This is a genomic window from Listeria kieliensis, from assembly GCF_003369925.1.
Lineage (GTDB): Bacteria > Bacillota > Bacilli > Lactobacillales > Listeriaceae > Listeria > Listeria kieliensis_A.
In genome coordinates, this window is sequence record NZ_LARY01000002.1 from 383760 (window position 1) to 405165 (window position 21406).

Genomic DNA, 21406 nt, shown 5'->3' on the forward strand with positions numbered 1-21406 from the left:
CTTCATTCGATTGGCTTTTTTAGAAATTGACGACATATTTGAAATAGCCTTCCTAGCCATTTTCGATTCAAAATAACTAAGAACAATAAAATGATTAGATTCATTTCATTTACAAGTTTTATTTGATGGATAAAAGTATTCACAAGCGCTGCCAGATAAAGAATAGGGATACAAATAAAGTGTTTTTTTAAAGAAAAAGTTTCCCAGACTAGTCTTGAAAAAATAGACCGAACTAGAAAGAAAACTACATAACTAGTTCCCATAGCAATCGCGGCTCCAATAGCTCCAAGATTTGGAACAAGTAAAAAATTCAATAAAAGAGAGACAACAAGCGTAATGAGGGAAACATAGATATTTAAATGACTTTTTCTCGAAAAGCCAATGCCAACATTCGTTGTTTCACTCACGGTCATCATAATTGGATAAAAACATAGAAATGGAAAAATATAGGCTGCCTGTGCGTAATCGGCGGATAAAAATCCTATTAGCAAGTGTTTGCTAAAGAGAAGCAAAATAAACAAAATGGCTAGCAAGAATAAGATGATCTCACTAACCCGCTGAAAATCTGCAAGGGGCCGCTTATCGATATACCATTTTGTCGCCGTTGGAACCCAGAGATTCGCAAACACATTTTGGATGATGAGTAAGGCACTCGCAATTTTAAATGCTGAAGTGTATAAGCCTAATTGCTCAAAAGTGCTAAATTGTCTTAGGAACAGTTTATCCATGATTACAAATAAACAGTAAAGAAGGGTAGCAAATACGACAGGAATCGCAAATTGAGTTAATCGCTTTAGCACGATGAAATCTAGTTTGAAATTTCGGAAAGATAGGAGTTTATGATTTTTTACGATCATCAAGATATCCCCCAATAATTGGCCAAAAATGGCAGCGTACACAACGGTTATGAAAGAATGCGCAAATAAAATTAAGAAAGTAAAAGTATAGATCAAGATGAATAGCTTGATTAAAATGTTAAATAAAGAAAACTCGAGTGCTTTTTTCTCCATCCGAATATACATGAAAATAAATCGTTCAAAAATTAAAAATGGAATAGAGATTGCCAAAAAATAAATCGCACCTTTGTAAGTATCCGAATGGAAAAGGAGCTCTGAAAGCTGTCCAGCAAACAAAATCATGCAGAGAATCAATACGACAGCAAATATAATGGGAAAGAAAATGGCACTTATAAAAAGACGTTTTTTATCCGAATACTCATAGAATTCTCGTCCAAAGGCTTGGTCAAAGCCAAGATAAATAAAACTGATCAGCAAAGTCTGCATTAGCATAAACATACTAGTTTTACCATACTCACTTGGCGAAATAAAATATGTGATTATAGGCATTGTGATAAAGCTAATGATTGCTGATCCCATTGATCCAAATGCATATTGACCAAATTGAAGGATTGTCTTTTTCAATCGTCCTCACTCTTTCTTCATTAGTAATAATGCCGAACAAATAATTCCTAAAATAGTTGAGCAAAGGGCAGAGTAGAAAATATGCCCTGCAAAAAAAGCATAAATAATCGCTATAAAAAAGAGAAAGCTAAAGATATTTTTAATTCGGTTCTGAATCATTAAGCATATGTAATAACTAAAAAGTAATAAAACTAAGCCTAAGCCGATTAGACCAAGTGAAAACAACGTATCAAAAAGATCCATTTCGACATTATCCCCTATCCCCCAGTTTTTCATTCGATAACTAAAACCATAACCAATAAAATAAAAAATTGGCGAATTTTCTTGGGTAAATTGCTCCCAACTGGCTGCTAGAAAGGTACTTCGTGAACTGGTGATAAAGGTGAGCAGATTTCCATCAAACAATCGAAAGAAGTAAGTAAGTCTTGTAATGACATCGCTTAATCCTTGAATTATCTTGTCAATTCCTTCGTAAAAAAGATAAAAAAGCGCTGGGATAAATGTAAATCCCGTTAATAATTTCGTAAACGAAGCAACTTCTGTTGTTTTCTTGAATAAAAATGAGAAAAGGTTGTAAGTCGTTAAAAGAATCCCCCAGATGATTCCAGATTTCGTCCCAAGTAAAAATAAGCAAGCGAATAAAGCAGTATAGAGAACTAATAAAAAAAGACGCTTCACAATGTGCCATTCTTTAAAATAAGCGAGGAGATACCAACCTATAAAAGTAAGAGCAAAAATAAAGGCAAATGTTGTATCATTTGTGGCATAGAAAAAACCTTTATAACCTGCCCCATCTGAGTAAGTAGTATTTCCGAATCCGCAAAAATAAGGAACAAGTAAACAAAGTGCAAAAAAAAGACTGATATAAAAACTGATTTTCTCAAAATCTTGGACAGTGAAGAAAGTTCGATATTGATAGACAAAATACGGCATTAACAACCAAATCATGCATTTTATTAGCATAATCATATTTTCAAACACTTCATTTATAGACATTTGCAAGAAAATCGTTTGCAAAAATAGTTCTATTATCAAAAGACCTATAATACTGATCGTGAGGATTGAAAAATTACTTCTCGCAATACCTTTTCGAAAAATCGCCACCAAAAGAAAAATAAGGCAGGTAATGCGATAAAAAACACCAATTGGTACGTTATGATTCATTGATAGGAAAAACCCATTCAAAAAATCAATCCATGGAAAAATCACAAATAACCCTATAAAGATCCGCCGATATTTCATTTTATTGCCTCATTTTGATTACTTGTGCTGGAATACCGCCAATCACTGCGTACGCCGGATACTCTTTTGCTGGAACAACAGCTCCTGCTGCTACAACACAGCCTTCTGGAATAGAAGCTCCAGGTAAGATTATCGCACGCGTCCCAATCCACACATCATTACCAATTCTTACTTCTTTTTTTTCTGTGCCACTAAACAAGATTTGTTTTTTTCCATCAATTCGATGATTTTCTGTCAAAATAATAACTTCTGGAGCCATCAAAACATAATCACCAATTGAAACTCTTGCACTAGCTACAATCTTAGTTTTATCGCCAATAGAAGACTCCTTGCCAATAAAAATATGCTGCGGATGTCTCAATTTCAGGAAAGGTCGCAAATTACTTGTTTCTGCACAGCCACCAAAAAAACGCTTTGCTAAACGATTTTTCAATTTTCTAAGGATTAAACCCATTGGATGTTTACTTGGCATTGGCAGAAGGTTAAGTAGTGCGAATAGCCATTTTGTCATTATTATCGCTGCATCCTTTCTTTCAAAACTTTTCCAATAAATTGCGTGTTCCCAATGATATAGCGTTTCATCAAGCGCCTTGGTTCCTGCAAGAGACGATATAACCATTCAAATCCCGCACGCTGTACCCAAATTGGTGCTCGTTTCGTTTTTCCTGCAATAATATCAAAGCTTCCTCCAACCCCCATTGCAAAGGGCACCTGCATAATGGTCTGATAATCGCTAATCCAATACTCTTTTTTAGGGCTAGAAAAACCCACAAAAAGTAAATCTGCTTGACTTGCATGAATTTCTCTCGCAATTTGAACCGACTCTTCATCCGTGAAATACCCATTTCGAAAACCTGCTAACTTAAGTTTTGGATACATCATTTGATGCCTCCGAACCACTTCACGAACCACTTCCTCTGTTGCTCCAAAATAATAAACTCGCCACTCTTTTTGAGCAGCTAGTGCTACTAAATACTCAAACAAGTCAATTCCCGTGATGCGATCTGGGATCTTATATCCAAGAAAACGTGCAGCCCAAACAATGGATTTTCCATCTGCATTTATAAGTGGACTTTCATTAATGATTCCAGCTAATTTAGCGTCTTGCGCCATTAAATTGATTTTTGAAGCATTAATCACAACATGTTGCATCACTTCACGATTTTCGACTGCTTTTGAAATACGTTCTAGTGTTTCTTGGAGCGTTAAAGTATCCAAAAAACTCCCTAGTAAAAACACTCGTTTCCTGCCTTTTGTCTGCAATTTAATACGCTCCTTTTGGATGAAATAAAACAAGTACCGTACGACACAAGATTTTGGCATCCAAAGACGGCGAAACGTTTCGAATATAAAACAAATCTAATTCGACCATTTCGTGAAAACTCAAAGTGTTTCTCCCACTGACCTGCCACATCCCCGTGCATCCAGGTGTAATTTGTAGTCGCTGTTTGTCATAAGCTGTATAAACTTCGACTTCCCTTGGAAGCGGTGGCCTCGGACCGATCAATGCCATATCGCCTTTTAGAACGTTTAATAGCTGAGGTAATTCATCAATACTTGTTTTCCGTAAAATTTTTCCGATTCGTGTTATTCGAGGATCTTTTTTTATTTTAAACATTGGTCCACTTACTTCATTTAACTCTAAATATTTTTGAAGTTCTTTTTCTGCATCCATTTTCATCGTTCTAAATTTATAGATTTCAAAAGTTTTCCCCGCTTTTCCAACACGAATTTGCTTAAAAAAAATGCTCCCTTTTGGTTCTGAAACTTTGATTAACAGTGCGACGATACCAAATAACGGTAGCAATATCAGAAGTCCAACTGTTGCCAAGAAAATCCCTAAAAAACGCTTTACTTTGACGTAAAAACTTTCATTCACTAGATATATGCCTTGACTTTCATACCGCTCTTCCACATTGCTTCCCCCTTTTTTCAAATATTACTTTAATACGCTGAATAATAATGATGCGCCTCATCAACCCCGTTTAAAACCACTCCAAGAACCTGCGTGCGAGATAAGGCTAACTGTTCATAAGCTGCTTTTGCACCGTCTTTTAATGTCTTCCCAGTGCGAAAAACTAAAATAATCCCATCTGTTTCTGGTGCCACTACAAGAGCATCTGAAACAATCGTCACCGGTGGTGCATCAACAATAATCTGTTCGAACTCTTCTCGAAGTTCCGCAATAATCTCAGCCATCCGTTTTGAGCCAAGCAATTCATTTGGATTAGGCGGAAGCGTACCACTCGTTAACACTGTCAAATTTTCAACTTCCGTGTCTTGGCAAGCATCTAGAATATCCAATTGTTTTCGCAAAACACCCGATAATCCACCACGGAAAAGTGGCTTATTAAAAGTTTTATGAATGGTAGGTTTTCGCATATCAATATCTATCAATAACGTCTTCTTCCCTTGTTGTGCATAAGAAATTGCCAAATTTGATGACACCGTAGACTTCCCAGTTCCAGCCTCAGGTGAGGTCACTAAAATCACTTTGCAAGGCATTCCCACTGTCAAGAAGTCGATATTGGCACGAATCGTTCGAAATTGTTCTGCAATTGGAGATGCGGGTTCCGTATGAACTATTCGTTTTCTTTTATCTAACTTGCCTTCCAATACGCTCTCCCTTTCTATTTTTTCATTTCAGAAATACTACCCAATAAATAAACATCCATCGTTTCGTGAATATCCTCAACATTTTTAATCGTCCGATCAAGTATTGTACGGACAAACGTAACAAATAAGCCAATAAAAATTCCGAGAAAAGAAGCAAAGATCAACATCCATGTTTTCTTTGGCTTGATGGGCTCTAAATGATCCGACGAACTAGCTGAAGAAAGAACTGTTATATTATCAATATTCATAATTTTCGGTATTTGTTTCTTACTCACAAGCGCAACTTGATTTGCAATCCGAACAGCTTCCTCTAAGTTGCCATTTTCAACAACGATAGAAATCACTTGAGAATCTGCATCACTTTTCACTTCAACTGCATCAATTAATTCCTCTAAACTGTATTTATCTCCTAAGTTCTCTTTAACTTGTGACAGAATTCTTGGACTCTTAATGATCGTGCTATATGTGTTCACTAGCTGCAAATTCGCTTGCACATTTTGTGGATCCGAAACAGCTACTGTCTGCTTAGACTGATTAATTAACATTTGCGTGGTTGTACTATACACAGGTTTTACAACAAAAGTCAGGTAAACAATCATCAACAAAATCGTTATTCCAGTACTTAAAAATATCAGCCATTTATTGCGACTTAAGGCCTTTAACAAATGAACAAATGTTACATTCTTTTCCATAACTATCCCCCGTGTTTAAATTTTCGCCTTCTCTTCATGGGACTTTATCTTGGATAAATCGCCAAGTGTTAAATAGTCAACCCTGTCGTTCGTTTGAGAAACAACTCCCTTTGTATCAAAAACAACCCTTTGTTGCATCACTTGAAAAACGTCTTCCAAAATAACCTGATAATCGTCATGATCTGTTAAGACCAAAAGCAAATCACTATCTTGAGCAGCACGAGTTAAGTCCCGTTCAATCCAGTCAAACCGTTTGACATGTGGGTCGTGAACGCAAATCTCAAAATCCTTCTTGAGTTCATCAAGCACTTTAAGTGCCGGACTTTCGCGCACATCGTCTACGTTTCCCTTATAGGCGATCCCGCAAATCGTTATTTTCTTACCACCCAATTTTTTCATTAATGCCCGAACTTTTTGAGCAAGAAAAACAGGTGTCCTTTCATTAATTTGACGCGCCATCTGAATAAGTGCTGTTTCTTCGCTAGCTTCAGAAATAATAAAGTACGGATCTACCGCAAGACAGTGCCCTCCAACGCCCGGACCCGGTTGATGAATATTTACACGTGGATGATAATTAGCCAAACGAATAACTTCAAGTGAATCAATCCCAAGCACATCCCCAATTCGCACTATTTCATTAGCGAGCGCAATATTCACATCACGATATGTGTTTTCGATAAGTTTTGATAGCTCCGCAACAGCAGCACTTGTCTCTAATAATTTCCCTTCAACAAAACTCCCGTAAATTTCTACCCCTTTGAGTGTACAAGCTTTAGTAACCCCACCGATAATTCGATTATTCCATTTAAGTTCATGCAAAATATTCCCTGGAAGCACTCGTTCCGGACAATGCACAAGAAAAATATCCTTTCCAACCTCAAAACCCGCCTGCTTAATCTTGGATGCAAGAATCGTATCTGTTGTCCGAGGAGCAATTGTTGATTCAATAATGATCGTATTTCCTCTTTCAAGGTGTGGAATAATCATTCCCATCGCTTGCTCCACATAAGTTAAATCACAACTTTTAAAAGCATCATCCAAGTTTGGCGTCGGAACAGCCACAATAAACACATCTGCTTGCTCCACTTGCATTTGCACCTTAAAGCGCCCTGTTTCAAGTACCCGTCCCAGCTCAGCTTCTAATCCAGGTTCTTCAATGTGAATTTTCCCGTTATTTAGTGTCGTAACAACTTCTTGCACCACATCTACTCCAGTAACTTCATGCCCATGCTTTGCAAACATAATTGCAGTTGGAAGGCCGATATAACCAAGCCCCATCACTTCAATTTTCAATTTCAAGCCCCGCTTTCTAAAATCACTCCGCTAAACTGATTTTCCAACTAGCTAGTACTTCTTTTTGTTTTTTATTTGGATCAACAGGTTTATATTCAAGCGTCCATTCCTTTTGTGTTACCTTAGGAATTTCAAAGTACAAAGCTCCACTTGCCGTTTTCCCCTTTTGTATTTCTGTTCCGATATTATTCGAAGCTGGATCAACTTGATAAGTTTTCTTTTCATTTTTTAGTACAAAGTCGCCACCGCCAATACCGAACGAACTATCCGAATCATTTTTAAAACTCATATTTAACTTCGCGATCCTCTTATTTCCCTTGCCATTTTCTGTAATCGAAGCATCAACAAACTTCATTTCAATACTATTCACTGTTTTTACAGGACCATCTTTTTTAGCAACATGTGTTGTTTTTGCCTTGGTTTCATCTTTTTCTTTAGTTCCTGTTTCCTCTGCGTTTGAACAACCGGCAGCAAGCAAAAGTCCAAAAATCGTGAGTCCCATAACCATTAGTTTCTTCATTTTTCTCCCCCATTTCTATATAATAGGCCTGCTCCGAAGTTTCTCTTGACAGGCCTATTCCTATAATTACTTAGCTACAATAGTTACTTGCTTTTTATCAAGCTGTTTTCCATTCTTGTCGTAACCAATTACAAAAACGATATCGTTAACAGATTTTATTTTATCTTTCGCATAGTAACGGAAATTAGCTCCATCAAGTACAGTAACAGGACTATATGCTTGTCCATTAACTTCAATTGCTATATCCGAAATACTTCCTGCAAAAATGCCCGATACAAATCCCTCTCCGATTTTATAAGAACTCGGAGAAATAACGCCAGTAGCTGACGGGCCAATATTTACTTGTTTTCGGTTTAATTCTTTACCATTTGCATCATAACCAACAACATAAATAACATCCGCCGCTGATTTCACTTTGTCTTTTGCATAGTAACGGAATTGTGTGTTATCAAGCACATTAACTGGACTATAAGTAACTCCATTAACAATTAAGCCAATTTGCTTAACATCACCAACATAGGTTCCCGTTATAAAGCTATCGCCTACATTATAAGCTCCTGGGTTAACTGCTCCTGATCCAGAGCTAAATAAAACTTGTTTACGATCTAGTTGTTTACCATTTGAATCATAAGCAATCACATAAACATTATCTGCTGCTGATTGAATCTTATCTTTTGCGTAATATTGGAAGTTAGTTTGATCAACCACACCAACTGCCGTATAAACTTTTCCATTTACTTCTAGTGCCACTTGTTTAACATTTCCAGTGTAAGTTCCTTTAACAAAACCATCGCCCATTTTGTAGATCTCAGGAGAAATTGCCCCCGCAGTGGATACGCCTGAAAGTGCAACTTGTTTACGATCTAATTGTTTACCATTCGCATCATAACCAATGACATAAACATTATCGCTCGTTGATGTTATTTTATCTTTCGCATAATATTGGAAGTTTGCACCATCTAGTACATTAACCTTACCGTAAACCATTCCATTTACTTCCAGTGCAACTTTTTTCACGCTCCCAGTGTAAGTTCCTTTAACAAAACCGTCACCTACAGCAAAAGTTTGCGGCGAAACACTTCCAACTGTAGCTGGAGGATTAATGGAAACTTGTTTGCGATCTAGTTGTCTTCCAGTGCCGTCATAACCAATTACATAAACACGATCAGTCATAGAAGAAATTTTGTCTTTTGCATAATATTTGAACTCTGAAGCACTAGATGCATTAACTTTGCTATATACAACACCATTAACTTCTAACGCAACTTGTTTAATATCTCCAGAATAACCACCAGAAACATAACCAGTTCCAATTGTATAAGCATATGGACTTACGGTTCCAGCTGTCGTTTTTTTAACAGTGACGTAAATCACTTTAACTGCTTGTTTTCCAGCAGAATCACTTACAGTATACGTAACTCGATAAGTACCGGGTACATTCGTATTGACCTCACTATTGTAAGTTACTTTATGAGTAATGTTACCGTCTTCTGGATCAATTGCTGTTACACCATTCATTGGATCAAAATACGAGCCAGCTTCGATTGTACGATCATTTGCGTGGATAACAGGTACTTCATTTGGTTTCACAACTGTTACTGTGATTGTTTTCGTACCAACTTTTCCAGCTGAGTCTCTTACTGTATAAGTCACTCGATAAGTGCCAGGTGCATTCACATTTACTTGGCTATCGTAAGTTACTTTATGAGTAATGTTACCGTCTTCTGGATCAACTGCGTTAACGCCAACCATTGGATCAAAATAAGAGCCAACTTCAATTGTCCGATCACTTGCACTGATAACAGGCGCTTCGTTCGCCTTAACAACAGTCACTGTGATTTTTTTCACTACTTCATTTCCAGCTGAGTCTTTTACCTTATAAATAACCGTATACGTATCCGGTATATTCACATTTACATTGTTATACACAACTTGAATGTCTCCTGTGATGTTACCATCTTCAGCATCGATTGCTGTTACTCCATTTAGCGGTGAAAATGGTGTTCCAGCTTCGATTGTTTTGTCTGTTGCGTTGATAACCGGTGGTGCATCTGGAGCACCTAGCGTTAAGTTCGTCACTTTTGAATAACTAACATCCATGGTGCCATTTGCATTTGGTTCACGTTCAGTTCCCACAACTTTTGCAGTAATGATAGTTCCTACTGGATAGCTAGTTGCTCCTTTATACGTCCAGTTTCCAGCTGTATCTACTGCGATTCCTTTTGCAATTAAACTATTATTTGTATAAAGTTCTACTGTGTAGTCTTTCGCATGTTCATTGATTCGATCTTGTACAGTCTTCCCTTTAAAGGTCTTATTATCCGTACTTTGTAAAGTTGTTGGTTCAATACTATTTTCCATCCATGAATTTTCGAACCAAGTCATCGAATTATCCGTAATCGATTTATCTGCTAAGTTGTTAGTTCCAAAATTAAGTGAGATATAATCTGGATCAACCGCATCTACTTTAAATGTGTAGCTTGGTTTTCTTTCGATAACACTTGTATAACCGCTCATTTTACGGTCTTTGTTCCATTTCGCTAGATCAATGAAAATGTCATTTGTCATATTCATCGTTGTAGAAGCTAAAACTTGTTCGCCGTATAGGTTAAGCGTATTGTTGTTTGCATCAAATTCAATTCTCGAACGATTTGCACCTTGGTTAGCTGCTACAGTCGAAATTTGTTGTGTGTTTGTGTAAAGTCCTGCCGCTCCTGCACGAATATACATCGTTCCGGAAAGATAAGATTTCCAGTTAGGGTCTTGGAAGAATTCTTTAAATTCTGGATCAATTTGAATTCGTTGTACTCCTTGATTGGCTATTCCAAGCGAGATAAGCGCATTACTTGATGCTTTGATTTTCAATGAGTTGGGTGAAGCAGGTGAAAATTGTAAAACATCAAATGTATTCTTGTAGTTAAGTCCAACCGCTCTTGGCTGGACCGATTTTGCCTCCTCTTTTCCTTGATTGCTCTCCTCTGCAAGCACATTCGCCGGTACTGCAGAAAGAATTTGTCCTCCTACAACTGCAACTGTCATCGCGACAGCTAATCCTTTTTTAATTCCTTTTTTTGACAATTCAATGTCCCCTCTCCGTTTTTAAATAAAAAATCTAGCAAGCTATCCTCCTTCTGCCATTTTATATTTATATAAAACATCTACTTTTTTCAAAGCTATGTTTTACATCGATTCTATACAATACTGAATATTTAATATACCACTTTATAAAAATCTGATTACATTATTTTTTGTGGTTTGTACAAAAAAAGCGAAGATATTTCTATTAATTCCTCATAATCAATCAAATAATGTTCGCTATCACGACTCATTATTCCTTCTGTGATCCAATTATTGATTACTTTTTGTACTCTTGAATGATGCACTCGTAAAAAACTAGCGATCAAATATTTATTTACAGTAATTGGTACTTCTGCATACCGATAAGCACGCGGCACTGACGTCATATTGATAAACTCCACAAAGAAATCTGCCAGTCTTTCATCAAGTGGTGCTCGCTTTTTACGATTATTATGTGAGCTAAACATATAATGCATCGTCAGTTTTTCAATAACTGTATGAAAAATTCGAGCATTCGCGTACATATGATTAATGAAGTACTCTTTGTCTATGAAGTGACAAACCCCATCCGTAAGTGCTTTAATTCGATATTTTTCCGACTCTACAAATTTATCTTCTCCTAAGAAAGCATCAATCCCTGCAAAATCATCGTGTGAAAGAAACGTTTTTACTTCCCATCTTTCATCTGTAAAAGCCTCAACAACAACTATCCCTTTTTCAATCAAAACAATTTTTTGGCTTCGATTATCTTCTACATCATTATAAAAAATTTCTTTGGCCCTAAAACGCTTTTCTGACATATGTTTTTTTCTAAAATCAAAATACACGCCCAAAAAATCATATATTTCATTCATCTCCAAAGCTCTCCCTTCTTTGTTAATCATAGCACCATTTTTTGCATTCAATTCTATACGCATACAAAATTCGACCAATCTTTGTGAATAATTTGTGAACAAAATGTGTAGAATTGTTGTCAAAAAAACAAAAAGAAAGCATTTTTAAAGATAAAAATAAAAAAGTGATGATTTCCATCATCACTTTTTATCTTCTCTACTACTTATTTCTGTAAGTTCAGTTCTCTAATTTCGAATAGGGTTGCGAGTGAAGCATCCAACCAATACCATACTGATCGACAAATTGTCCCATTTTTCCACCCCAGAATTGTTCAACATAAGGCATTGTTACATCTACAGTTCCAGAATCTTGAACACGTTCAAAAAACATGTCGGCCTTTCGAGCAGCTTCCTCATCTTCACTATTCACATCTAGCATCAACCAAATTTGGTTGCCATTAATTAAATCCCCTTTAAAATTATCCGAGCAAAATAACTCTGCTCCAAGGATAGTAAAACTTGCATGAATCGTCGTATCTTCGAGATGTTCCTTCTCCATACCGAAAGCTTCTGCCTGCTCTTCTCCAACAGGTACACGCACAATCTTCGTAGCACCAAAAACCTTTTCATAATAAGCTAAGGCTTCCTTCGCATTTGTGTAACTTAAATATGAGTATAATTTCGCCATCTAAATCCCTCATTTCCTCAATTATTGGATTCCTAGCATTGTATAAATGTCTTTTACTATACCCACTCATCAAAAAAGCAAGCAGTGATACAACCACTGATTGCTTCAAAAATTTATAACATCTTCAAAAGCTCCTGAGATACTCCTTTTGTTGCCGGATAAATCTCACGATAAATCGAATAGAATTGGGCATAACGAGCCACATTTTCTGGATTTGGTATAAACCTTTCTTCCTTATAATGGACGAAAACTTCCCGACACGCTTCCGGCGAATCAAACCAGCCACAACCAAGTGCAGCAATCATACACGCGCCAACCCCGGGGCCTTGTTCCACTTCAAGTCGCACCATTTCTGCATGAAACACATCCGCTTGAATCTGCATCCAGTCTGAATTTTTTGCTCCGCCGCCAACACTAATAATCCGTTGAAACCGCTCACTTTTAGCTTGTTCCATCAAAACTTGCGAATCTTTCAAACTGAAAGTAATCCCTTCAAGCACAGCTCGGGCAAAATGCTTCAGTTCATGCCTCGCATCGATTCCAATAAAACTCCCTCGAATTCGCGAGTCAAAATGAGGCGTGCGCTCCCCTACAATATAAGGCGTGAAAAGTAAGCCCTCACTACCCGGTGCCACGAATTGAACATCACGAAGCAATTCCTCGAATGACTTCCCTTTTCCAAATGCCTTTTTAAACCAGTTTAGCGAACTTCCGGCCGCAAGCGTCACGCCCATGGAATAATTGGCGCCTGGAAGCACATGGTTGAAAAAGTGGAGTTTCCCTTGATAATTTGATAGCCCTTGCTCAAACGAGCTAAAAACGCCACTGGTTCCAAGTGAAACGAGCGCTTCTTCATCATTCACCAGTCCCGCTCCGAAAGCCGCACAAGCATTGTCTGCCCCACCAGCATAAACCTTGACGGCTTGCTTTAAGCCAAAGCGCGCTCTATAGCTTTTCTTCACGATACCGACTTGCTCAAGCGACGAACCAACTGGTGGCAAAAAGTTCTGATCAATTCCAAATTCGTTCAAAATTGCCTCGGACCATTCCGCTTTCTCGACATCAAACAGGAGCGTCCCCGCCGCATCCGAATATTCCGTGTGCAGTTCGCCCGTCAAAACAAAAGCCAAATAATCCTTCGGTAGCATAATATGGCGAACTTTGTTCCAAGTCTCCGCCTCATTTTCTTGTAACCATAAGATCTTAGGAAGTGTAAATCCTTCAAGAACCCTGTTTTTGGTAATTTCGAGAATTTGTTCACCGAAGCGCTCCGTAATCTCTTGGCACTGCTTTGTGGTTCGTACGTCATTCCATAAAATCGCCGGATAAACGGGGTTAAATGCCTCATCTAGCACGACAAGTGAATGCATCTGACCAGAAAAGCTGATCGCCTCAAGTTCCGTTCCAAAGTTTGGCACTTCTACACTAAGCTGTGCGAGCACTTCCTCACAAGCTTTCTTCCAGTCTTCCGGGTGCTGCTCCGAAAAACCCGGCGCCCGCGAATCTATCTCATACGCGCTAGACGCTTCCGCAACAACATCCCCAAGCTTATTCATGACAATCCCTTTCAGCGAACTCGTCCCAAGATCAATCCCCAGCACATATCCCATCCGTCAACTTCCTTTCCTAAACCAAGTAATCATTCAAACGCGATTTCACGTACTCGATATGGCTTGACTTCAACTGAATCCCATCCCCATGTTCATACGCATAACGCGTTAAAGATTCCAAATCTTCCTTATCCGAAAGAATTGCCTTCCCGATTTCCGACTCTCTCCACTTCTCATAACGATCCGCGGTGACCTCTTTAAGAAAACCATCCGTTTGCAATTTTGCCGCTGCCTTGAGTCCACGAGCAAAAGTATCCATTCCCGCGATATGAGCGAGTAACAAATCCTCCATTTCAAATGAAGAACGTCTCACTTTCGCATCAAAATTAATGCCGCCAGGTGTGATCCCACCATTTTCCAAAATTTCATACATTGCAAGCGTCACATCAAGGACATTCGTTGGAAATTCATCCGTATCCCATCCAAGTAACAAATCGCCTTGATTGGCATCGATCGAACCAAGAGCCCCGTATTCCCGCGCAACACGCAATTCATGCTCAAATGTATGTCCCGCAAGCGTCGCGTGATTAGCTTCTAAATTCAATTTAAAGTCGCCTTCAAGCCCGTAAGTTTTGATAAACGCCATCGTTGTCGCCGCATCAAAGTCATATTGGTGCTTCGAAGGCTCTTTCGGTTTTGGTTCAATTAAAAATTGCGGCTTGTGACCGATCTTTTCAGCATACGCGATGACCATCTTGAAAAGACGTGCGATATTGTCTTGTTCAAATTTCATATCCGTATTTAAAAGCGTTTCATAACCTTCACGACCGCCCCAAAACACATAATTTTGCCCATTTAATTTTTTCGAAATATCCAGTCCTTTTTTTACTTGAGCCGCCGCATACGCATAAACCTCTGGATCATTAGTCGATCCCGCACCATTATTAAAACGAGGATGTGAAAACATATTAGCCGTGTTCCACAATAACTTGATGCCCGTTTCGTCCATTTTCACTTTAATTAAATCCGTGATTTCGTCAAGATTCGCCATAAACTCTTCAAGCGAATCGCCCGCTGGCGCAATATCGACATCGTGAAAGCAAAAGTACTCAACCCCTAATTTTTCAAGAATCTCAAAGAAAGCTTCAACGCGATTTTTTGCGGTCTCCATTTCCGACTTGCCAAACCAAGAACGTTCATTTATAGCCGTTCCAAATGGGTCGCTTCCATCTTGAGTCATTGTATGCCAGTAAGCCACCGCAAACCGAAGATGTTCCTTCATAGTTTTCCCTAAAACAACTTCGGATGCATTATAATGACGAAATGCAAATGGATTCCGTGTTTCTTTCCCTTCAAATTGGATTTTTTCTATTTGTGGAAAATAACTCATATGCCCACATCCTCCTTTAAAATCAATTCTTTTTAGTTTGTTGGTTTAACAAACTAACTTATTCACTTTATTATCATACACGTTTCCATTTGTTTTGTAAAGCGCTTCCACACTAATACAAAAAAATACGCAGATATCAAATTATCCGCGCATTTCCATTTCATTATTCAGCATCAAAATTTGGACGGTAGAACGACCGATTTTCAAGACCAAAAATCCGTTCCGAAAACTCACCTGGTTTCGTATGGCGAAGTGCCTTATCCATCATGTTCATCGTTGCATCCATCAAATCAATTTGGTGCAAAATCTCGGCTTCGCGAACGAGTGGTGGCTTCGGACTTCCCCATTCTCCTTTACCATGATGAGCAAGAAGGACATGCTTCAATACGACAACTTCTTCTCCTTCGATTTTCAGTTCTTCCGCCATCTTGCTAACTTCTTCGACAACAATCGAAATATGCCCAATCAAATTCCCTTCAAGCGTATAAGAAGTTGAAACCGGACCAGAAAGTTCGATCACCTTGCCTAGATCATGCAAAATTACTCCCGCATACAGCAAATCTCGATTGACACTTGGATACTGATCCGAAATAGCTTTCGCCAGACGCAGCATCGAAACCACATGGAAACTTAATCCAGAGACAAATTCGTGATGATGCCGCATTGCTGCCGGGTATTCATAAAAAGCATCTTGATATTTTTTAATCAGCGAACGCGTAATCCGTTGTAAGTTCGCATTTTTCATTTCAAAAATGTATTGCGTAATTTCATCCGCAATTTTTTCCTTGTCGAGCGGAGCCGTTTCCATCAAATCTGCGGCACTCACATTATCAAGTGGTGTTGCAAGGCGAATCTGCCGAATTTTAAGTTGCTTTCTCCCACGATAATTTTGAATTTCGCCAGCAATATGCACAATTTGTTCTGCCGCATAAGCTGACTCATCCTCTTCAGAGACATCCCACAACTTTGCTTCAATTTCCCCAGACTTATCTTGCAGCATGAGCGTCAAGAAAGGCTTCCCGTTACTAGCAATTCCCTTTGTACTTGATTTAATCAACAAGAATAAATCTACACTCTCACCAACATCGTGGAGCAACAATTTTTTATCCATTTTATCGCCTGCCTTCTCTGCTTGAAAATACTTTAACCCTAGTATAGCACGAGTACCCGATTATCGGAAAAATATTTGCTAGTTTCCTTATGACACGAAAAGAAAATAACTTGATTTTCATCTTTACGATATTTTAAAAGCTGCATCAATAAATCGAGCCGCTCGGCATCAAAATTTACAAAACCATCATCAATCAAAATTGGGAATGGAAAATCTTCTGCGATGATTTCAATCAAGGCTAACCGAATCGCCAAATAAAGTTGTTCTTTTGTCGCCTGACTCAATTCTTCCGGCTTAAAAACAACAAAGTCAGATCGTTTCACTTCAATTCGTTTCGCATCATTGAACGAAACCCTTGTATAGCGACCGCCCGTTAATTTTCCAAAATAAAACGTTGCGAGTTCAAGCGCTTTCGGGAATTTCGTTTCTTGCAAATGAGCGACGGTTCGGTTTGTGAGCTCCTCTGCAAGCTTTAAAGTCATCCATTCATCCGCAAGCTCCCGAACTCGGTCACGCTTCAGATAATATTCCTGCGTCAGATATGAAAAAGTTCCGCCTTCTTCAAGGATCGCGATTTCATGCCGCGTCTCAGCTCGCACGCGTTCAAATTCAGCTTGCGCCGCGTCCATAGCTGTAAGCTCTTCCTTGCATTTAAGTTCCGCTTCTTTAAGCGCCTCAAAGTCCGGATAAGCCGAGAAATCAAGCGTTTCTGGCAGTTGTGCCGAAAGTAAAGTAAAGCGCTCCCTTGCCGCCCTAAGCTCCTTATCGCGCAACCCAAGTTCCCGAAACTCGAGCTCAGAATTCGCTTGCGCCGCAGCCAGTAAAGCATCCATCTCCTCACGCATTTTTCTTAAATCACGCTTGGCAAGATCCAGCTGTCCGTCCAGTTGTTCCATTTTTTCTTCATTTTTCGCCGCACTTGCCGCATTTTCGCGATAAACCCGAAGCTTATGCCGCAAACTTGCGACTTTCTCCTCAGTCGAATCCCCTTCTGCCGGAAACCGCTGCAACTGCTCTTCCCACTCTTTCAAGAAAGCGCGCCCGACATTCCTTCTTTCCTTCAAATCTTGAAGCCGCAACCACTTCGTGTAGCTTTCCTTTACAAACGCCATATCCGCATCAAATGAAATACCTTGCTTCAAACCCAGTGGCTCATAAAGCTTGGCTTTTTCCAGCTCAATGCGCTCTCTTTCCTGATCTAACTTCGCTTTCGTTTCCTCAAGCGAAGCAATCCGCATCAAAACTTCATCCAGCTTTCCAAGTAGCTCTTTCCATTTCGCTCGGTAACGTCTTTGCTCTTCGAGTTCAATCCGAGCCACTTCATCCGTGTTTTCAGTTTTCTTAAAAAAGCCGGCCAAAAACAGCACAAGTGCCATCACAAGTAAAATGTATCCTAAAAAGCCGGGAATAAAAAGAGCCAAAGAAATGCCAAGAATCAATAAAATGACGGCTCCGCCAAGTAAATAAGGCGATTGCTTCTTCTCTTTTTTCAGTTCAACTTCCTTTTCATGTGTCTTTTCACTTGTCCACAAAAGACCTTCCAGTTCATCTACTTCTTGCTGAATACGTTTTTCCTCTTTCTGTTCCGCTTCAAGCGCAAACCTATTTTCCTGCTCGCCTCGTTCCAAATCACGATCCGCTAAACTAATTTGCGCAATTTCCTCATCGAAGTTTGCATCCAAAGGCTTCCGCGAAAAATCCATCCCCACTTGCCTTGCCAGAAGTTCACTTTCTGTTTCTTGTTCCTTTAACTGCTGTGCACGATCTTGATAGACCCGAAAGCTCTCCAAAAGCTCTTGAATGCTCCCGGCCAAACCAGCATCCAGTTCATTCTCCACCAAATTCCGTTCAGCTAGCGCTTTTTTGCGTTCCTCAAGTTGCATCTGCTCGTGATTCCGCTCATTAAAACGCGTTTCCAATTGATCAAAACGAGCCAAGCCATCCGGTGGAAACTCCATTTGCTGTGAAATTTGTTTCGCCAAAACTTTTTTTTCTGAATAAATCGGCCATTTTTCTTTTAACCGCTCCAAATTCGCTAATTCAATTTGAAGCGCGCGCTTATTCCCTGCTCGTTCAGCTTCTTGCTGTTCCAAGCGTTCCATTTTCGAAACAAGCCCAGCATACTTTTCATTTTGTTCCTTCGAATCTAGATAAGCATCCCGACTCTTCTTCGCTACCTCTACAGCTTGATTAATCACAGGTTTTTTCCCGCCAGGTTTAAATAAATCATCCAGTTGTTTTTTTAGCGACTCATTCATCAAAAGTAAACGATCAGATCCAGCCGTCCCCGTTGCAAGTAAATATTTTTCAAATTCCTCTTGTTTCATTTGGCCAATTTGTTGCAAACCATGAATATTAAAAGAAAAAATCGCTTCGTACGTACGACGATCCATTCCATTTAAGATCTCATTCAGCTTCTCTTCACCGTGTCGCGACCCGTCTTCCATATGAACGGTTACATCACCAGCTGATTTCCCGCGCAAGCGCTCAATCACAACCGTCCCAAATCTCGTCTCGCTTAACGTCAGCTTTCCGCCATAAGCCCCTTTATTTTTCGGCTCCATCCGCAAATAAGAGCTTTGCTTAGCTGGAAACCCAAATAAAATACTATGGATAAATGCCATAATAGTCGATTTGCCCGCTTCATTTTCGCCATAAATCATCTGGAAATCGCCAAAATCGTCAAATGTCGTATTCTCCCATTTTCCAAACCCAACTATTTCTACTGAGATGATCTTCATTTTTTATCATCCTCTATTTCTCTATAGGTTTCATTTAACTTGACAAGCGCAGCTGAAAGAAGTTGTTTTTGCTTGTCTTCATCCAGTTCAGTCAGATACTGGCGCACGCCTGCATGTAAATAAAGTGATTCAATCGTCTCAAAAAAGTTTTCTTCTTCCTGCAATTCTTGAATCGACTGTTTTAATTCATCTGCTAACAAAAGATCTTGTTGCCAGTTCTCATTTTGCTCGGACTGTTTCGGACGAAATTTCAACGTATTTATCCATACAAATGGCGCCGCAGACACTTCATCTTCAAACATTTGCAACCAGTCCGTAGAATTGACTCCATCTGGGTTTTCTACTAAAACTTCTAGATCTAAAATATAAGACTGGCTCCCCTTACGGTAATCTTGTAAAGCTTGCTCTAATTTCCGGAAAAGCTTAGTTTGATCCACTTTCCCATCAAGTTCTATTTGCAGTTTCCCAAAAATCACTGGTGCCGTTTCAAAAAATTCAAATGAAGCGCCTCTTGGAGAAAGTTCAACAATCGTTCCGCCCTTCGCGCCTGTTTCTTTGCGGTTTCGGCCTTGAATATTTCCCGGGTAATAAACGCCAGGTTGTTCCGAGAGAATTTCTCTTTTATGAATATGACCAAGTGCCCAGTAATCGAATCCCTTTTGTTTCAATTCACTCAAACTAAACGGGGCATACACATCATGTTCACTCGACTTTGTTTCTTCAGATCCATGTAACAGTGCAATATGAAAATCCGCTTCACCTTGTTTTTGGAACTCATTTAAGCGCTTTTCACGCACATGGCGTTCCGTGTAGCTAAACCCATAAAGCTTGACCGTTTGGCCGCTTTTTCCCTTCCAAGGCACACACTGGACAGTCTCTCCGAAAGTAAAAACATTTTCTGGAAGCTCTAAAACATCTCGGTCTTTTTCAAGAAAATCGTGATTCCCGTGAATTAAAAAAACATCAATTTCAGCTTCTTGCAGCCGTTTCATTTCTTTATAAAATTGAACTTGCGCTTTAATACTCCGATCTTCTTTGTCATAAATGTCACCAGCAATCAAAACAAAATCCACTTGTTCCGTTATTGCTCGTGTGACAATCCGCACTAACGACTCATGAGCCGCATCCTTCAGTTCCTTGTAAACCACATCTGAAAGCGCACTAAGTCCAGTAAAGGGACTATCCAAGTGTAAATCTGCGATATGTAAAAACCGTACCTTTGCCATGTTAGAGCATCCCCTTAAAACGAATATATGTTCCTATTATAACGAGCTGCCTTGCATTTCGCAAGCTTGATCTAGTGTTTTGCCCCAAGCTTCTTTTACTATTTAATTCCGATTTCCAATGAAAAAGCCTCCGTAATTTACTCTCATAACGAAGGCTTTTAATTTCATTCAAATATTCCAAGCTCATTCCATGCTTTCTTTTTGATTTTCAACAACTAAAGACCGTTTACTTGAATTTTTTATTACTGGTAAAGCTGCTACAAAAGTCAGCAAATACAAACTTAACAAAACTGGATTAAAACCGAACCAAAAGCTTGCCGGCGTTGCAAAATAGATCCCATCGAAAGTTAAAATAACCAAAAAACTAACGATACTTGTTCCGATTTTATAAGACCGCTTAATATTCATAATGACTAGGCCTAATGCGATCGCGGTTAGTAGAATAGCAGCCACTGAAAGATAGAGGTAAATCCCCGTAAAATATGTAATAGAAACAGCTTGGTCGACATTGGCTAACGTGACACGCGGCGCATGGATAAGAAAATAAAAACCAAGCATAACGAGAAGGTTCATTACTACTATCCAAAAATTGCTTTTAGTACGTACTTTATGAGAAATGACAACTTTTCGTTTCAAATATAGATCGATGCTTAGAACAAACAAACCGCTGAATGCGAGTACTAGCGGAATTTTAAAAAACCATGCTGGCATGAACATGACTTCATATCCATTTAGGCTCGCCATCGCGTTCCAGAGTGCCCCGCAGATAATTAATATCCCACCGATTCCATTACCTATCCCAGTTAATCGTCCAATGACTAAACTCAAATAAAATAAAGCTATAACGCCCCAGTATAAAATCCCCATTAAAGTTACAGGAATAAAATTCAATAAAAAATAAATTCCTCCTAGCGTCATAAAAATGATAAAAAACATCAAAACAATCTGTGCAATTCGTAGTATCCGATTAATCATTTCCATTTATGTTCTCGTGTCCTCCTAAAG

The 21406-nt window shown here is 39.0% G+C and carries 18 protein-coding genes; all 18 read right to left on the reverse strand.

The features are described 5' to 3' along the window. Window positions 1-2: 2 nt before the first annotated feature. The 18 genes from UR08_RS07705 to UR08_RS07790 all read right to left on the reverse strand — a co-directional run bounded on the left by UR08_RS07705 (window position 3) and on the right by UR08_RS07790 (window position 21382). Window positions 3-1421, reverse strand: a complete 1419-nt coding sequence (locus tag UR08_RS07705) for a lipopolysaccharide biosynthesis protein (protein WP_115753084.1) — start codon at window positions 1419-1421, stop codon at window positions 3-5. Window positions 1422-1427: 6 nt separating this feature from the next. Further along, on the reverse strand, window positions 1428-2663 hold the full coding sequence (locus UR08_RS07710; protein ID WP_115753085.1) for an O-antigen ligase family protein: 1236 nt from the start codon (window positions 2661-2663) through the stop codon (window positions 1428-1430). A 1-nt stretch (window position 2664) separates the two neighbouring features. Continuing rightward, a complete protein-coding gene (locus UR08_RS07715) occupies window positions 2665-3174 on the reverse strand; it encodes an acyltransferase (protein ID WP_240616054.1) in 510 nt (169 codons plus the stop codon). A gap of 2 nt (window positions 3175-3176) precedes the next feature. Continuing rightward, complete coding sequence (locus tag UR08_RS07720; RefSeq protein ID WP_240616055.1) at window positions 3177-3881, reverse strand: WecB/TagA/CpsF family glycosyltransferase; 705 nt, start codon at window positions 3879-3881, stop codon at window positions 3177-3179. A gap of 46 nt (window positions 3882-3927) precedes the next feature. Next, window positions 3928-4578: a sugar transferase gene (locus tag UR08_RS07725; protein ID WP_115753087.1), complete on the reverse strand. Its 651-nt coding sequence runs from the start codon at window positions 4576-4578 to the stop codon at window positions 3928-3930. 29 nt (window positions 4579-4607) lie between these two features. Further along, window positions 4608-5279, reverse strand: coding sequence for a CpsD/CapB family tyrosine-protein kinase (locus UR08_RS07730; RefSeq protein WP_115753088.1), 672 nt, complete (start codon window positions 5277-5279; stop codon window positions 4608-4610). 14 nt (window positions 5280-5293) lie between these two features. Next, entirely contained in the window at window positions 5294-5971 is a 678-nt protein-coding gene (locus UR08_RS07735) for a YveK family protein (RefSeq protein ID WP_115753089.1), read from the reverse strand. A gap of 15 nt (window positions 5972-5986) precedes the next feature. Next, window positions 5987-7264 (reverse strand): nucleotide sugar dehydrogenase, encoded by a 1278-nt coding sequence (locus UR08_RS07740; protein WP_115753090.1) that lies wholly within the window; start codon window positions 7262-7264, stop codon window positions 5987-5989. 22 nt (window positions 7265-7286) lie between these two features. Then, window positions 7287-7784 carry a DUF4352 domain-containing protein gene (locus UR08_RS07745; RefSeq protein ID WP_115753091.1) on the reverse strand — a complete coding sequence of 166 codons (498 nt, stop codon included), beginning with the start codon at window positions 7782-7784 and terminating at the stop codon, window positions 7287-7289. A 66-nt stretch (window positions 7785-7850) separates the two neighbouring features. Continuing rightward, window positions 7851-10862, reverse strand: coding sequence for an immunoglobulin-like domain-containing protein (locus tag UR08_RS07750; RefSeq protein WP_115753092.1), 3012 nt, complete (start codon window positions 10860-10862; stop codon window positions 7851-7853). Between the two features lie 158 nt (window positions 10863-11020). Beyond that, window positions 11021-11779: a Crp/Fnr family transcriptional regulator gene (locus UR08_RS07755; RefSeq protein ID WP_115753093.1), complete on the reverse strand. Its 759-nt coding sequence runs from the start codon at window positions 11777-11779 to the stop codon at window positions 11021-11023. A gap of 154 nt (window positions 11780-11933) precedes the next feature. Beyond that, window positions 11934-12383, reverse strand: a complete 450-nt coding sequence (locus UR08_RS07760) for a VOC family protein (protein ID WP_115753094.1) — start codon at window positions 12381-12383, stop codon at window positions 11934-11936. Window positions 12384-12496: 113 nt separating this feature from the next. Next, complete coding sequence (gene xylB, locus UR08_RS07765) at window positions 12497-13993, reverse strand: xylulokinase (RefSeq protein WP_115753095.1); 1497 nt, start codon at window positions 13991-13993, stop codon at window positions 12497-12499. Between the two features lie 16 nt (window positions 13994-14009). Then, the gene (gene xylA, locus UR08_RS07770; RefSeq protein WP_115753096.1) at window positions 14010-15323 is read right to left on the reverse strand and encodes a xylose isomerase; all 1314 of its coding nucleotides are present in this window, start codon (window positions 15321-15323) and stop codon (window positions 14010-14012) included. A gap of 163 nt (window positions 15324-15486) precedes the next feature. Then, on the reverse strand, window positions 15487-16434 hold the full coding sequence (gene yhaM, locus UR08_RS07775) for a 3'-5' exoribonuclease YhaM (protein ID WP_115753097.1): 948 nt from the start codon (window positions 16432-16434) through the stop codon (window positions 15487-15489). A gap of 38 nt (window positions 16435-16472) precedes the next feature. Next, entirely contained in the window at window positions 16473-19175 is a 2703-nt protein-coding gene (locus UR08_RS07780) for an ATP-binding protein (RefSeq protein ID WP_115753098.1), read from the reverse strand. Continuing rightward, window positions 19172-20401 carry a metallophosphoesterase family protein gene (locus tag UR08_RS07785; protein WP_115753099.1) on the reverse strand — a complete coding sequence of 410 codons (1230 nt, stop codon included), beginning with the start codon at window positions 20399-20401 and terminating at the stop codon, window positions 19172-19174. Before UR08_RS07785 ends, UR08_RS07780 begins: the two co-directional genes overlap by 4 nt. Window positions 20402-20584: 183 nt before the next feature. Then, window positions 20585-21382, reverse strand: a complete 798-nt coding sequence (locus UR08_RS07790) for a hypothetical protein (RefSeq protein WP_115753100.1) — start codon at window positions 21380-21382, stop codon at window positions 20585-20587. Window positions 21383-21406: the final 24 nt, after the last annotated feature.

What these genes read in the sequence shown, in the direction of transcription:
- UR08_RS07780 (WP_115753098.1), bottom strand. Translation starts at nt 19,175, where the DNA reads ATGAAGATCATCTCAGTAGAAATAGTTGGGTTTGGAAAATGGGAGAAT.
- UR08_RS07790 (WP_115753100.1), bottom strand. Translation starts at nt 21,382, where the DNA reads ATGGAAATGATTAATCGGATACTACGAATTGCACAGATTGTTTTGATG.
- UR08_RS07755 (WP_115753093.1), bottom strand. Translation starts at nt 11,779, where the DNA reads ATGCGTATAGAATTGAATGCAAAAAATGGTGCTATGATTAACAAAGAA.
- UR08_RS07785 (WP_115753099.1), bottom strand. Translation starts at nt 20,401, where the DNA reads ATGGCAAAGGTACGGTTTTTACATATCGCAGATTTACACTTGGATAGT.
- xylA (WP_115753096.1), bottom strand. Translation starts at nt 15,323, where the DNA reads ATGAGTTATTTTCCACAAATAGAAAAAATCCAATTTGAAGGGAAAGAA.
- UR08_RS07745 (WP_115753091.1), bottom strand. Translation starts at nt 7,784, where the DNA reads ATGAAGAAACTAATGGTTATGGGACTCACGATTTTTGGACTTTTGCTT.
- xylB (WP_115753095.1), bottom strand. Translation starts at nt 13,993, where the DNA reads ATGGGATATGTGCTGGGGATTGATCTTGGGACGAGTTCGCTGAAAGGG.
- UR08_RS07710 (WP_115753085.1), bottom strand. Translation starts at nt 2,663, where the DNA reads ATGAAATATCGGCGGATCTTTATAGGGTTATTTGTGATTTTTCCATGG.
- UR08_RS07735 (WP_115753089.1), bottom strand. Translation starts at nt 5,971, where the DNA reads ATGGAAAAGAATGTAACATTTGTTCATTTGTTAAAGGCCTTAAGTCGC.
- yhaM (WP_115753097.1), bottom strand. Translation starts at nt 16,434, where the DNA reads ATGGATAAAAAATTGTTGCTCCACGATGTTGGTGAGAGTGTAGATTTA.
- UR08_RS07760 (WP_115753094.1), bottom strand. Translation starts at nt 12,383, where the DNA reads ATGGCGAAATTATACTCATATTTAAGTTACACAAATGCGAAGGAAGCC.
- UR08_RS07715 (WP_240616054.1), bottom strand. Translation starts at nt 3,174, where the DNA reads ATGACAAAATGGCTATTCGCACTACTTAACCTTCTGCCAATGCCAAGT.